The sequence below is a fragment of the Kitasatospora terrestris genome (genome assembly GCF_039542905.1).
Taxonomy (GTDB): domain Bacteria; phylum Actinomycetota; class Actinomycetes; order Streptomycetales; family Streptomycetaceae; genus Kitasatospora; species Kitasatospora terrestris.
Genome location: NZ_BAABIS010000001.1, coordinates 1,731,932 through 1,744,257 on the forward strand (window position 1 = coordinate 1,731,932; position 12,326 = coordinate 1,744,257).

The 12,326-nt window shown below is 76.0% G+C and carries 8 protein-coding genes; 5 read left to right on the forward strand and 3 right to left on the reverse strand.

What is annotated here, in order from left to right; genetic code table 11:
• The first annotated feature begins 130 nt into the window (after window positions 1-130).
• A complete protein-coding gene (locus tag ABEB06_RS08060) occupies window positions 131-844 on the forward strand; it encodes a FadR/GntR family transcriptional regulator (protein WP_345696115.1) in 714 nt (237 codons plus the stop codon).
• A 90-nt stretch (window positions 845-934) separates the two neighbouring features.
• Window positions 935-1,249 carry a hypothetical protein gene (locus tag ABEB06_RS08065; protein WP_345696116.1) on the forward strand — a complete coding sequence of 105 codons (315 nt, stop codon included), beginning with the start codon at window positions 935-937 and terminating at the stop codon, window positions 1,247-1,249.
• 7 nt (window positions 1,250-1,256) lie between these two features.
• On the opposite strand, the gene ABEB06_RS08070 is transcribed toward ABEB06_RS08065, so the two are convergent.
• The gene (locus ABEB06_RS08070; protein ID WP_345696117.1) at window positions 1,257-2,354 is read right to left on the reverse strand and encodes an NADH:flavin oxidoreductase/NADH oxidase; all 1,098 of its coding nucleotides are present in this window, start codon (window positions 2,352-2,354) and stop codon (window positions 1,257-1,259) included.
• Window positions 2,355-2,455: 101 nt separating this feature from the next.
• Between ABEB06_RS08070 and ABEB06_RS08075 the strand changes: the two genes are divergently transcribed.
• Complete coding sequence (locus ABEB06_RS08075; protein WP_345696118.1) at window positions 2,456-2,818, forward strand: ArsR/SmtB family transcription factor; 363 nt, start codon at window positions 2,456-2,458, stop codon at window positions 2,816-2,818.
• 33 nt (window positions 2,819-2,851) lie between these two features.
• Here ABEB06_RS08075 and ABEB06_RS08080 read toward each other — a convergent pair whose 3' ends face one another.
• Window positions 2,852-3,043, reverse strand: a complete 192-nt coding sequence (locus ABEB06_RS08080; protein WP_345696119.1) for a hypothetical protein — start codon at window positions 3,041-3,043, stop codon at window positions 2,852-2,854.
• Window positions 3,044-3,188: 145 nt separating this feature from the next.
• Here ABEB06_RS08080 and ABEB06_RS08085 point away from each other — a divergent pair, with 145 nt between their 5' ends.
• Both ABEB06_RS08085 and ABEB06_RS08090 read left to right on the forward strand, forming a co-directional pair.
• A complete protein-coding gene (locus ABEB06_RS08085; RefSeq protein WP_345696120.1) occupies window positions 3,189-4,856 on the forward strand; it encodes a glycosyltransferase family 2 protein in 1,668 nt (555 codons plus the stop codon).
• Window positions 4,857-4,867: 11 nt separating this feature from the next.
• Window positions 4,868-7,660, forward strand: a complete 2,793-nt coding sequence (locus ABEB06_RS08090; RefSeq protein ID WP_345696121.1) for an acyltransferase family protein — start codon at window positions 4,868-4,870, stop codon at window positions 7,658-7,660.
• Window positions 7,661-7,724: 64 nt separating this feature from the next.
• Here ABEB06_RS08090 and ABEB06_RS08095 read toward each other — a convergent pair whose 3' ends face one another.
• The gene (locus tag ABEB06_RS08095) at window positions 7,725-12,284 is read right to left on the reverse strand and encodes a hypothetical protein (protein WP_345696122.1); all 4,560 of its coding nucleotides are present in this window, start codon (window positions 12,282-12,284) and stop codon (window positions 7,725-7,727) included.
• Window positions 12,285-12,326: the final 42 nt, after the last annotated feature.

Sequence of the window (12,326 nt, forward strand, 5' to 3'; positions counted from 1 at the left end):
GGGTGGTGCTCCTGTTCTGCCTGTCCGTGCGCAACTGTCGCCCAAAGGTATGACTTATTCAAGCCGTCGCAACACAATCGTCATACTTTTGATTTCCGGGGCCGTCCGGCGGCCCGGATAGGCTGGGGCGATGGAGATCCAGGGCCTGCCCGGCCAGCTGCTCGCCGACCTCGGCCCGGCCATCGCCTCCGGCGAGATCCCCGAGGGGACGGTGCTGCGCGGCGAGGAGCTGGAGGAGAAGTACGGCGTCTCCCGCACCGTGGTCCGCGAGGCGGTGCGGATCCTGGAGTCGATGCGGATGGTCGCGCCCCGGCGGCGGGTCGGCATCACCGTCCAGCCCAAGGGCGACTGGGACGTCTTCGACCCGCTGGTGATCCGCTGGCGGCTGGCCGGCGCCGACCGGGCGGCGCAGCTCCGCTCGCTCAGCGCGCTGCGGGTGGCGGTGGAGCCCGCCGCGGCGGCGCTGGCCGCCGTGCAGGCGGACGACGACGCCCGCAGGGAGCTGGGCGCGCTGGCCGTCGAACTGACCGTCACCGCCCGCGCCGCCGACCTGGAGTCGTTCCTGCGCCACGACATCGCCTTCCACGCGGCGGTGCTGCGGGCCTCCGGCAACGAGATGTTCGCTCATCTGAAGGACACCGTGGGGGCGGTGCTCACCGGCCGGACGGAGCATCACCTGATGCCGCACCAACCGCGCGAGTACGCGGTCCGATTGCACCGGGAGGTGGCCGAGGCGATCTGCGCGGGGGACGCGGACCGGGCCGAGCAGGCGATGCGCACCATCGTGGTCGGCGCGATGGACGAGCTGGACGCGACCCTGGAGCTGCCGCGCCGGGAGGGCTGACGGCGCGCGTTCCGGCGGCTCCGGCGCATGGCCCGGCGGCGGCGGGGCAGGCTGGACGGGAAGGACCGGGTCGGGGAACGGGGGTCGCGGATGTCCCGGGTACGTCGCCGACTGCCGGACGAGGTGCGGGCCGCCGCGGTGCGGGCCGGCCTGGCGGTCGCGTTCACGCTGGTCGCGGTGATCGTCGCGCTGCTGGCCTCGTACGGGCACAGCCCGCTGCTGACACCGGCGCTGATGGTGATGGCGCTCGGGGTGTTCGCCGTCGCCTGGTGCCTGCTGGACGTGGCGATCACCCGGCAGATCGCGGCGCAGCGCCGGCGCGGACCGAACACGGCCTCCCCGCTGGCGGGCGCCCGGGAGCGCGCACGGCGCCCGACGGGTCGTCGGGCGCCGCTGCGGAACTGAGGCCGGGTCAGCCGCGCGGGCCCACGGCGAAGCCGTACTGGTGGGGCCAGGTGCGCTCGGCACCGAGCTCGCGGGCGGCGTGCAGCGCCCAGTACGGGTCGCGCAGCAGCTCGCGGCCGAGCATCACGGCGTCGGCCCGACCCTCGGCGACGACCGCCTCGGCCTGGGCGGGGTCGGTGATCAGGCCGACCGCGTTGACCGGCAGGCCGCCCTCGGTGCGGATCCGCTCGGCGAACGGGGTCTGGTAGCCGGGGCCGACCTCGACCTTGGCGTGCGGCGAGTTGCCGCCGCTGGAGACGTCCACCAGGTCGATGCCGACGGCCTGGAGCTCCTTGGCCAGCAGCACGCTCTCGTCCACGGTCCAGCTGGGCTGCTCGGGCAGCCAGTCGGTGGCGGAGAGGCGGAAGAACACCGGCAGGTCGGCGGGCCAGACGGCGCGCACCGCGGCGGCCACCTCCAGCGCCAGCCGGGCCCGGCCGGCGAACGAGCCGCCGTAGCCGTCGGTGCGCTTGTTGGTGAGCGGCGAGAGGAACTGGTGGATCAGGTAGCCGTGCGCGCCGTGCACCTCGGCCACCTGGAAGCCGGCCTCGGCGGCGCGCCGGGCGGCGTCGGCGAAGGCGGCGACCACCTGGCCGATCTCCTCCACGGACAGTTCGGCCGGGGCCTGGTGGTGCTCGCTGAACGCCTCGTCGGACGGGCCGACCGGCTGCCAGGCCAGCTCGTCGTCGGCCGGGATCGGGGCGCCGCCCAGCCAGGGCCGGTCGGTGCCGGCCTTGCGCCCGGCGTGGGCGAGCTGGATCGCGGGGACGGAGCCGTGCGCGGCGATCAGCGCGGCGACCCGGGCGAGCGCCTCCTGCTGCCGGTCGTTCCACAGGCCGAGGTCCCACGGGGAGATCCGGCCCTCGGCGGCGACGGCGGTGGCCTCGGTCATCACCAGGCCGGTGCCGCCGGCGGCGCGCGAGCCCAGGTGGGCGAGGTGGAAGTCGGTGGCCACGCCGGTCTCCGGGCCCTCGGCGGCCGCGGAGTACATGCACATCGGGCTCATCCACACCCGGTTCGGGATGGTCAGCGAGCGGAGGGTGATCGGCTCGAACAGGGCACTCACGGCAACTCCTTCGGCGGCACGCCGGGTCGGTCTGACCCTCGTACGATAACCACCGTACTACGAGGCCTGTCAAACTACGAGAGTTCTCGTACTATGGGGGCGTGACCGAGGCCGCAGAGACCCACACCGCCCTCCCGGAGCCCGCCGCGGGCGAGATCCGGCTGGAGGCGGTCCTGCACGCGCTCGCGGACCCGATGCGGCTGCGGATCGTCACCGAGCTGGCCGCCGCCGAGGCGGAGCAGAACTGCCTGGCCTTCGAGCTGCCCGTCACCAAGTCGACCATGACCCACCACTTCCGGGTGCTGCGCGAGGCCGGGGTGATCCGCCAGTGCCGGCGCGGCACCTCCAAGATGAACAGCCTGCGCAGCCGGGAGCTGGCCGAGCTGTTCCCCGGCCTGCTGGACGCGGTCGTGCGAGCCGCCGCCGGGCGCCACGGCGACTGCCGGACGGCCGGCGACCGCTGAGGCGACCGGCGAGGGCCCGGCGACTGCCGCGCCTCAGTCGTCCAGCTCCTCCTCCGGGGAGTGCGGAAGGTCGATCCCGTGGCGCCGGGCGATCCTCAGCAGGCCGGTGATCCGGCCCCGGTACGCGTCCGCGCCGTCCTCGTCGCCCGCCGCCAGTGCGGACGCCAGCTCGGCGCGCGCCTGCGCGAGCTGCTCGCGGAGCTCCTGATCGAACACCTCTGCCACGCATCCAGCATGGAGGAATGCGCACGAATCATCAACCATCGGACACGGCGGTTCGCATTCCGTTCACCCCCGCGCGACGAATGGTCTATACCAATCAGGTACGGTGACCCACGAAAGCTGTCAATGAACGGCCGTGGGGGGCCCTATGACTGTCGATCACCTGCCCGCACCACCCAGCGACCAGGAGCTGTACTGGTACTTCGGTCCACAGCGCCGCTGGGTCCCGATCTGCGCCGCGCTCGCCTTCCTGGCCAGCGCACTCACCATGGTCGGATTCGCACTCCGCACCCCGCTGCTCTGGCCCTTCCTGGCCGTGCTCGGGATCAACCTCGTCGCGATGGCGCTCAGCGCCGTCAACGGACTGCGCCGCCGCCGGTTCACCCGCGAGGGCCACGAACTGCTGGCGGCCGGCTGGCGGCCCGAGACGCCGCCGTCCGTCGACCTGTACCTGCCGACCTGCGGCGAACCGCTCGCCGTGCTCGCCAACGCCTACCGGGCCGTCGACGCGCTCGACGCCCCCGGCCCGCTCACCGTCTGGATCCTCGACGACGCCGACCGCGCCGAGGTCGCCGACCTCGCCGCCCGGCACGGCTTCCGCTACGTGGTCCGGCCCGACCGCGGCCGGTACAAGAAGGCCGGCAACCTCAACCACGCGCTCACCCTGAGCGACGCCGAGTACGTCGCCATCCTGGACGCCGACTTCGCACCGCGCCCGGACTTCCTGCGCCACCTGCTGCCGTACTTCGGCGACGAGCGGATCGGCATCGTGCAGAGCCCGCAGTGCTTCGACACCGACCCGTCGATGAGCTGGGTGCAGCGCGCCGCCGGCGCCGCCCAGGAGTGGTTCTTCCGCTGGATCCAGCCCGCCCGCGACGCCAGCGACGCCGCGATCTGCTGCGGGAGCAACGCCGTCTACCGGCGCGCCGCGATCGACGCCGCCGGCGGCTTCGCCCGGCTCGACCACAGCGAGGACATGTACACCGGCCTCGCGCTGTTCCGGCACGGCTACCTGACCCGGTACGTCCCGGTCCTGGTCGCCAAGGGCACCTCCCCGGAGGACACCGCCTCCTTCGTCAACCAGCAGTACCGCTGGGCCATGGGCAACCTGCACCTGATCGGCGACCGCGAGGCCGCCCGGATGCGCCGCGGCCTGCCCTGGCGGATGCGCCTGTGCTTCGCCGAGGGCGTCATCGGCTACCTCGCCGCCGCCGTCAACGTGCTCACCGCGCCGCTGCCGCCGCTGGTGATGCTGTACTTCTTCCCCGGCCAGATCCGCGCCTGGTACGTGCTGCCGATGCTCTCGCTGCTCTGGCTGTGGCACGTCCTGCTGCCCCGGGTCAGCCGTACCCGCTGGCGGGCCGAGGTGCTGCGCGCCAACGTGCTGATGAGCATGGCCGCCGGCGCCGCGTTCTGGCACACCCTGCGCGGCCGCAGCGCCGCCTGGGTGCCCACCGGCGCCGGGCGCGGCCGCCCCGGCGGCCTGGCCCGCCGGGTGCTCGGCGCCTCCCTGCTCTGGATCGCCGGGACGCTCGCCGCGACCGCCGCCGGCGTCGCCCTGGTCACCGTGCGGCACGGCTGGTCGCACAGCTGGGGCCTCGCCCTGTACCTGCTCGTCCAGGCCCAGCTCGGCCTGCCGCTGGTCCGCGACCTCGCCCTGGAACTGCGGCCCCGCGCGCGCCGGGAGAGCACCGGCCCGGTCGGCGCGATCCTGCCGCGGCGCTGGCCCGAGGGCCTCGCCGTGACCTGCGCGCTCGCCCTGCTCGGCGTGCTCGCCTCCGGATGGGCGGCCCCGATGCTGCCGTGGCTCGGCTGAGGAACGAAGCGATGCGAAACACCCCTGCCCACTTCCGGCCCGACGTCGAGGGCCTGCGGGCCGTCGCCGTCCTGGCCGTGCTCGGCTTCCACGCCGCCGTCCCCGGCCTCGCGGGCGGATTCGTCGGCGTCGACGTCTTCTTCGTCATCTCCGGCTACCTGATCACCGGCCTGCTGCTGCGCGAGGCCCGCGCCACCGGACGGATCCGGCTCACCGAGTTCTTCGCCCGGCGGGCCCGGCGCCTGCTGCCCTCCGCCGGGCTGGTGCTGGCGGCCGTCGCGGTCGCCGGAGCCGTCCTGACCGTGCCGCTGCGCCGCGCCGACCTGGAACGGGACGTGCTGGCCGCCGCCCTGTCCGCCGCCAACTGGCGGTTCGTCGCCCAGCAGACCGACTACCTGGCGGCCGGGCGGGAGCAGAGCCCGCTGCTGCACTTCTGGTCGCTCGCGGTCGAGGAGCAGTTCTACCTCCTCTGGGCACCCCTGGTACTGCTCGCCGCCTGGCTGCTCCGGCGGCGCCTGCGGGCCGGCGTCGCCGCGCTCGCCCTGGCCGTCGGACTCGGCTCCTTCGCCCTCTCGCTGCAGTGGACCTCCGCCGCGTACCTGGCGACGCCCACCCGGGCCTGGCAGTTCGCGGTCGGCGCCCTGGTCGCGGCGGTGCCGTGGCGCGAACTGCCGCGGCTGCTCGGCGAACCGGTCGCCTGGCTCGGCGCGACCGCCCTCGGCTGGGCCGTCCTGCGGTACGACTCCGGTACGCCGTACCCGGGTTGGGCGGCACTGCTGCCCACCCTCGGGACGGCCGCGGTGATCCTCGCCGGGCCGCGCGCCTCGGTCGGCCGCCTGCTGGCCCTGCGCGCGCCGCGCGCCCTGGGCCGGCTCTCCTACCAGCTGTACCTCTGGCACTGGCCGGTCCTGGTCTTCGCCGAGGCCTGGTACGGCGGCACGCCCGGCTGGCCGGTCAAGGCGGCCCTGACCGCGGCCGCCGCCCTGCCCGCCGCCGCCGCCCTGCACTGGGTCGAGCAGCCGCTGCGCCGCAACGCGGTGGTCGCCGAACTGCCGCGCCGCGGGCTCTCCCTGGGCGTCACCGCGGTGGTCGTCCCGGTCCTGCTGGCCCTGCTGGTCGGCAGTGGCACGCTGCGCCTGCTCGGCCCCGCCACCCCGGTCGACCCGGCCGGCCTGCCGGCCGGCGCGGCGAGCGGCCCCTCGCTGCTCGCCGGCCCGGTGCCGGACCGGGCGCCGATCGTCCCCAACCCGGTGCAGGCCCGGCAGGACTTCCCGCCGGACGGCGCCTGCGAGGTCCCGCCGGAGGCCGGGACGAGCCCGCCCTGCCTGTTCGGCAGCGGCACCGACCGGGTGGTCCTGCTCGGCGACTCGCACGCCGGCCAGTGGTTCTCCGCCGTGCTCGGGATCGCCGCCGGGCGGCACTGGGCCGTGGAGGAGTTGGTGAAGCAGGGCTGCCCGCTGCCGAAGCTGACGGTGACCAACCCTCAGCTCGGCCGGGAGTACCGCGAGTGCGACACCTGGCGGGCCAACGCCCTGGAGCGGCTGAAGAAAGGCCCCAGGCCGAAGCTGATCGTGGTCGCCGCGCTCAACCGCTACACCGCCGACCGCGAGCAGCTGATGCGCGGTTGGGAGGAGACCCTCGCCCCGCTGCGCGGGATCGGCGCACCGATCGTGTACCTCCGCGACACCCCCGTCCCCGGGCGGGACGTCCCGGCGTGCGTCTCCGGGCACCAGGAGGAACCCGCCGCCTGCGAGTTCCCGCGGGCCGAGGCGCTGTGGCCGGACCCGCTCGCCGACGCGGCGGCCGCCGCCGGAGTGCGGACCGTCGACCTCACGCCGGTGCTCTGCCCCGGCAACGGGCGCAGCTGCCCCGCCGTCCGGGAGAAGGTCCTGCTCTACCGCGACGACGCGCACCTGACCAACGCCGCGGTGGTCGTCCTCGCGCCCCGGCTGGAACGGCTGCTGGCCGAGGCGGGCGTGCTCGGCTCCGCGACGGAGTGGACCACCGCCTTCCGCGACGACTTCGACGGCGCGGCCGGCAGCCGGCCGTCCGCGGACCGCTGGCAGTACGCGCTCGGCACCTGCTACCCGGGCTGCCCCGCGGCGCGGTGGGGCACCGGCGAGGTCGAGACGATGACCGACTCCACCGCCAACGTCCGCCTCGACGGCCGGGGCGCGCTGGAGATCGTGCCCACCCGGGACGCTGCCGGCACGTGGAGCTCCGGACGGCTGGAGAGCCGCCGCACCGACCTGGCCGCACCGGCCGGCGGGGCGATGCGGATCGAGGCCACCCTCGCACTGCCCGAGGTCAAGGGCGCCGCGGCGGGCGGCTACTGGCCCGCGTTCTGGACGCTCGGCGGCGCCCTGCGCGACGGCTGGACCGGCTGGCCGGGCGTCGGCGAGCTCGACGTCCTGGAGTCCGTCGGCGGACGCGGGGTGTTCGGCACCGCGCACTGCGGGACCGCGGTCGGCGGGCCCTGCCGGGAACCCGCCGGGCTCGGGTCCGGCGAGCAGGCCTGCGACGGCTGCTGGGGGGCGTTCCACACGTACGCGGTCGAGGTCGACCGGTCGACGGCGCCCGAGCAGGTGCGCTGGTACGTCGACGGCCGGGAGTACCACCGGGTCACCGCGGACCGCGTCGACCCGGCCGCGTGGGACAAGGCCGTGCACGGCGGGATGTTCCTGATCCTGGACGTCGCCGTGGGCGGCGCCCTGCCCGACGCCTACGGCACCCCGGTCACCGCCGCGACCGTGCCGGGGCACCCCATGCGGGTCGACTCCGTCGAGGTCCGCACGCGGGGATGAGCGGGTAGGGGCTCGCGGGGTGACCTCCCGGCCGAAGGCTGGGGGTGCCTCCGCGAGCCCCTGATCACATCTCGGGTCGCTTGAACATGCGGGTGGCGGTGATCTCGCCGTGGATGGCCGGACCGTCCGGGTCCTGCGGGGTGGGCAGGCCCGGCCGGAGGTGTTCCTCGACGGAGATGTACTTGAGCCCGGCCCGCAGGTCCGCGTCGTTGCGCAGGCGGATCACCAGCGGGAACTCGGCCAGCGCCGTGGTGTCGAACAGCCCGGTGGTGTAGATCAGCTGCACGCCGAGCGCGTCCGCGACCGCCCGCTGGAGCTCCAGCAGGTACGTGGCGTTGGCGCGGCCGATCGGGTTGTCCAGGAACAGCGTGCCCGCGTGCCGCAGCTGCGACTGCCCGCGGTCGTTGGCGCGCAGCGCGGCCATCGTGCAGTACAGCGCGATCGCCGCGGTGAGCAGCTGCCCGCCGGAGAAGACGTCCGACATCTGGCCGACGCTGACCCGCTCGGCGCGCAGCACTGCGTCCGGCTTGAGGATCTCGACCGAGACGCCCTTGGGCCCGATCGCCGCGGCGACGCCGCGGAGCAGCAGGGACATGCCGTCGCGTCGCAGGTCGGAGTTCTTCTTGACGGCGGCCCGGGTGGCCTCGTCGATGACCTCGCCGAGGCGTTCGACGAGCAGCGCGTGGTCGGGGTCCTCGAAGCGGATCCGGAGGAACTCCTGGCCGGACCACTCCCCCAGGCCCTCGGGGAGGCGGGAGAGCCGCTGGGCGGCGCGCAGGGTGGTCAGCGAGGACTCGACCAGGCCGCGCAGCCGGTCGACGATGGAGCTGCGGTTGCGTTCCAGCTGGGCGAGTTCGTCGGTGAGCACCCGCAGGCGGGGCGCGAAGGCGGCGGCCCAGGCGGCGGCGTGGTCGGGCAGGGCGGCGGCCGGCAGTTCGCGGATCTGCTGGCGGGCGGGGGTGCGGACGGCCTCGTAGCGGGCGGCGTTGGCGTGCCGGACCAGCGCGTCGGAGGCGTCGCGGACGGCCAGCTCGGCGCCGGTCAGTTCGGCCGCGGCGGAGCGCATCGCGCGCCGGGTCTCGGCGACGGCGGCGCGGGCCTCGGTGAGCGTGCCGAGGTACGCCTCGGCGGGCTGTTCGGTCTCCTCGGCGTGGTCGCGGAGGCTGTCGCGGAGCTGCCCGGCGAGTTCGTCGAAGTCGGCGGCGGCGGTCTGCGCCTGCTCCAGGGTGCGCTGCAGGTCGGCGTGGGCGGTGCGGGCGACGTCGACGCTCTCGCGGCGTTCGGCGAGCAGCCCGGTGGCGGTGCGCAGCAGCGTCTGGGCGTGCTCGGGGTCGGCGGGGACCAGTTCCTCGGGGAGCTCGGTGTGCGACTCGCCGCCGGCGGGGGCGGAGCGCTCGGCCTCGCCGCGCAGGCGACCGAGCTGCTCGCTGGCGGAGGCGGAGCGGGCCTCGATGGTGGCGACCAGCTCCTCCGCGCGGGAGGCCGCAGCCTGGCGGGCGGGACCGTCGGCGCCGTCGGGGCTGGCCAGCAGCTCCTCGGCGCGGTTGCGGACCTTGTTGCTGAGCCGGTCCAGCTCGGTCGCGGCGGCGGCCTCCTCGCCCTCGGCGCGGGCCTGCTCGGCCCGCAGGTCGGCGCCGACGCCGACCTTCTCGTAGAGCTGGGCGGCGGCCCGGTAGGCCTCGCGCAGGGCGGGCAGCGACGACGTGGGCGCGTCGGTCGGGAAGCCGCCGGGCTCGACGGTGTCGACGCCGGAGAGTTCGGCCCGCTCGGCGCGCAGGGTGCGCGCGGTGCGGCGGGCGTCGTCGGCGGCGCGCTGGGCGGCGCGGCGGTCCTCGTCGCAGGTGCGGGCGCGCTCGGCGCAGACGGTCTGGCGGCGGTCGCACTCGGCGGCGTCGTCGGCGAGTTCGCGCTGCCGGCGGGTCCAGGTGGAGCGCTCGCGCAGCCGGAAGGCGAGGCCGGCCAGGGCGTCGGCGCGGCGGCGGGTGCGCTGGGCGGCCTCGCGGCACTCCTCGTACCGGGCGGCGGCGGCGGCGTGGTCGGCCTCGGCCTCGTGGTGGTCGGCGCGCAGGGTGGCGAGCTGGGCGGCGAGGGTCTCGGCCTGCTCGCCGGCGGCGTGCGCGGCGTCGGCGAGTTCGGCGAGGGTGCCGGGCGGGCAGCTGGCGTGCCAGGAGGCGAGGCGGGCGGCGAGGGCGCGGTCGCCGCCGAGGCGGGCGGCGAGTTCGCGGATGTGCTCCTCGCGGGCGGTGGCGCGGGCGCGCAGCTCCCGGCGCTCCTCGTCGGCGGCGGTCTCGTTGTGCATGGCCGGGTTCGGCGGCACCAGGAAGAACGCGGGCTCGCCCTCGATCGGGGCGATCAGGGCGGCGGCGGTGCCGACGGCGACGGTGGAGCGGGGCAGCAGGGCGGCGGAGGCGAGCGCCTCGCGGGCCCGGTCGAGGCTGCTCGGGTCGGTGACCACGACGCCGTCGACCAGTTCGGGGCGGGCGGCGAGGATCGCGTCGTGGTCGCGCGGGTCGACGGACTGGGCGAGGTAACGCCAGCCGGGCAGCGCCGGGACGCCGTGCTCGGCGAGGAACTCGACGGTGGCGAGCACGTCCGGGCCGGGCGGCAGCAGGCCGCCGTCGCCGAGCGCGGCGAGGATCCGGGAGTCGTCGGCGGCGGCGGTGCGCAGGTCGAACAGGGTGCGCTCGGCGGTGGCGACCGCCTGGTCGAGCTGCTCGCGCAGGTCGTCGGCGGCGGCGTCGAGCAGCCGGGGCGTCAGGAAGCCCTCCTGCTCCTCGCCGCCGTCCTGGTGGGCGGTGAGGCCGAGCAGTTCGGCCAGGCGCGGCTCGGCGGCGAGCTGGGCGGCGGTGCGCTGCTCGGCGGCCAGGGCCCGCTCGGCGGCGGCCCGGGCGTCGGTGGCGCGGGCGGCGGCCAGCTCGGCGCGGGTCTCCTGGGCGGCGGCCTCGCGCATCCGGGCGGAGGCGGTCTCGGCGGCGGCCCGGGCCTGCTCCAGGGCGGTGGTGGCGGCCTTCTCGGCGTCGGCGGCGTGCAGGGCGGCGCGGGCCGGGTCCGGCTCCTCGGCGGAGCCGTCGATCCAGCCGGCCTCGACGGCGGCGGCGGTCTCCTGCTCGACCTCGGCGAGGCGCTGGCGCAGGTGGTCGGCCTCGCTGCGGGCCTTCTGCGCGGCGGTCGCGGCGGCGGTCGCCTCGGCCTGGGCGGCGGTGCCGTCCTCGTGCAGTTCGGCGGCGCGCAGCTCCTCCTGGTCGGCGCGGGTCTCGGCGGCGCCGGCGGCGGCCTCCAGCGCGCGGGCGAGCGCGCCGGCGGCCTGGGCGCGGGCGGCCAGCGCGGGGGCGGCGTCCAGCTCGGCCTCGCGGATCGCGGCGGCGACCCTGGCGGCCCGGTCGGCGGCGGCGCGGTGGCGCAGCACCGCTTCGGCGGCCTGCCAGGCGGCGTGCAGGGTGCGGGCGTCGGTGAGTTCGCGGCGCAGCGCGGCGGCCTCGGTGGTGGCGGCGGCCAGGCCGAGGGTGGCGTGCCGGTGGGTGAGCTCGGCGACGATCAGCGAGTGCCGGGTGCGGTCGGTCTCGGCGGCGGTGACGGCGGCCGCGGCGGCGGCCACCTCGACGGCGAGGTCGTGGACGCGGTCCCGTTCGGCGCCGGACCGGGCGGTGAGCGCGTGGGCGAGGCGGCGGGTGCGGCGTTCGGCGGCGCGGTGGGTCTCGCGGACGGTCTCGCGGGCGGCGGTGGCGTCGACGATCCGCTGCAGCAGGTCGACCGAGCCGGCGGTGAACTCCCGCTCGGCGGTCAGCTCGGCGCGGCGGCCCAGCTTGGCGGCGAAGCCGTGCACCAGGTCGGCGAGGCCGTCGGTGTCCCGGGTGTCGGTGACGGCGCGCAGCAGCAGGTCGGTGAAGTCGGAGTCGTTCTTGACCGCGAAGAGGCCGGCCGCCTCGCCCTCGTCGGCGTTCATCTCGCGCTGGTAGCGGAAGAGTTCGGGGTCGAGGCCGAGCTCGCCGAGGTGCTCGTTCCAGCGGTCGTGGATCTCCTCGAAGGTCACGTCGAGGTACGGGTACGCCTTCGCCGCCTCGGTCAGCGAGTCGCGGAAGCCCTTCATGGTGCGGCGGCGGCCGCGCGCCCTCTGGTCGCCGGCCAGGCTGGCCCGCTCGGAGACCGGGAGCGAGTCCAGGGTCAGGCCGGGGCCGGGGCGGAAGGAGTACCAGAGCTCGGCGAACTTGCGCGGGTCGGAGCTGACCTGGCGGCCGCGCCACTCGCTGACCTTGCCGACCACGATCAGCTCGCCGGTGACGGTGTGCTGCCACTCCAGCGCGACGTGCCCGCAGTCGTCCGCCAGCAGGAACTTGCGCAGCACGCCGGAGGAGGCGCCGCCGAGGGTGTTGCGGTGGCCCGGCAGCATCACCGAGAAGATCAGCTTCAGCAGGACGGACTTGCCGCCGCCGTTCTCCAGGAACAGCACGCCGGCGGGTGCGGGGCGGCGCTGCGGGCCGTCGGGCTCCTCGCCGAACAGGCCGATCTGCTGCGGCTGCGGCTCGGCCACCGGCTCGCCGACGCCGCGCAGGTCGAGCACCGTGTCGGCGTAGCGGGCGCCGGCCGGTCCGATCGAGTACAGGCGGACCCGGTTGAGCTCGTACATGTGCGGCGGTTCTCCGTGGGGCTGGGCGGTTCGGGCGGCGGT

What these genes read in the sequence shown, in the direction of transcription:
- ABEB06_RS08085 (WP_345696120.1), top strand. Translation starts at nt 3,189, where the DNA reads ATGACTGTCGATCACCTGCCCGCACCACCCAGCGACCAGGAGCTGTAC.
- ABEB06_RS08065 (WP_345696116.1), top strand. Translation starts at nt 935, where the DNA reads ATGTCCCGGGTACGTCGCCGACTGCCGGACGAGGTGCGGGCCGCCGCG.
- ABEB06_RS08060 (WP_345696115.1), top strand. Translation starts at nt 131, where the DNA reads ATGGAGATCCAGGGCCTGCCCGGCCAGCTGCTCGCCGACCTCGGCCCG.
- ABEB06_RS08090 (WP_345696121.1), top strand. Translation starts at nt 4,868, where the DNA reads ATGCGAAACACCCCTGCCCACTTCCGGCCCGACGTCGAGGGCCTGCGG.
- ABEB06_RS08095 (WP_345696122.1), bottom strand. Translation starts at nt 12,284, where the DNA reads ATGTACGAGCTCAACCGGGTCCGCCTGTACTCGATCGGACCGGCCGGC.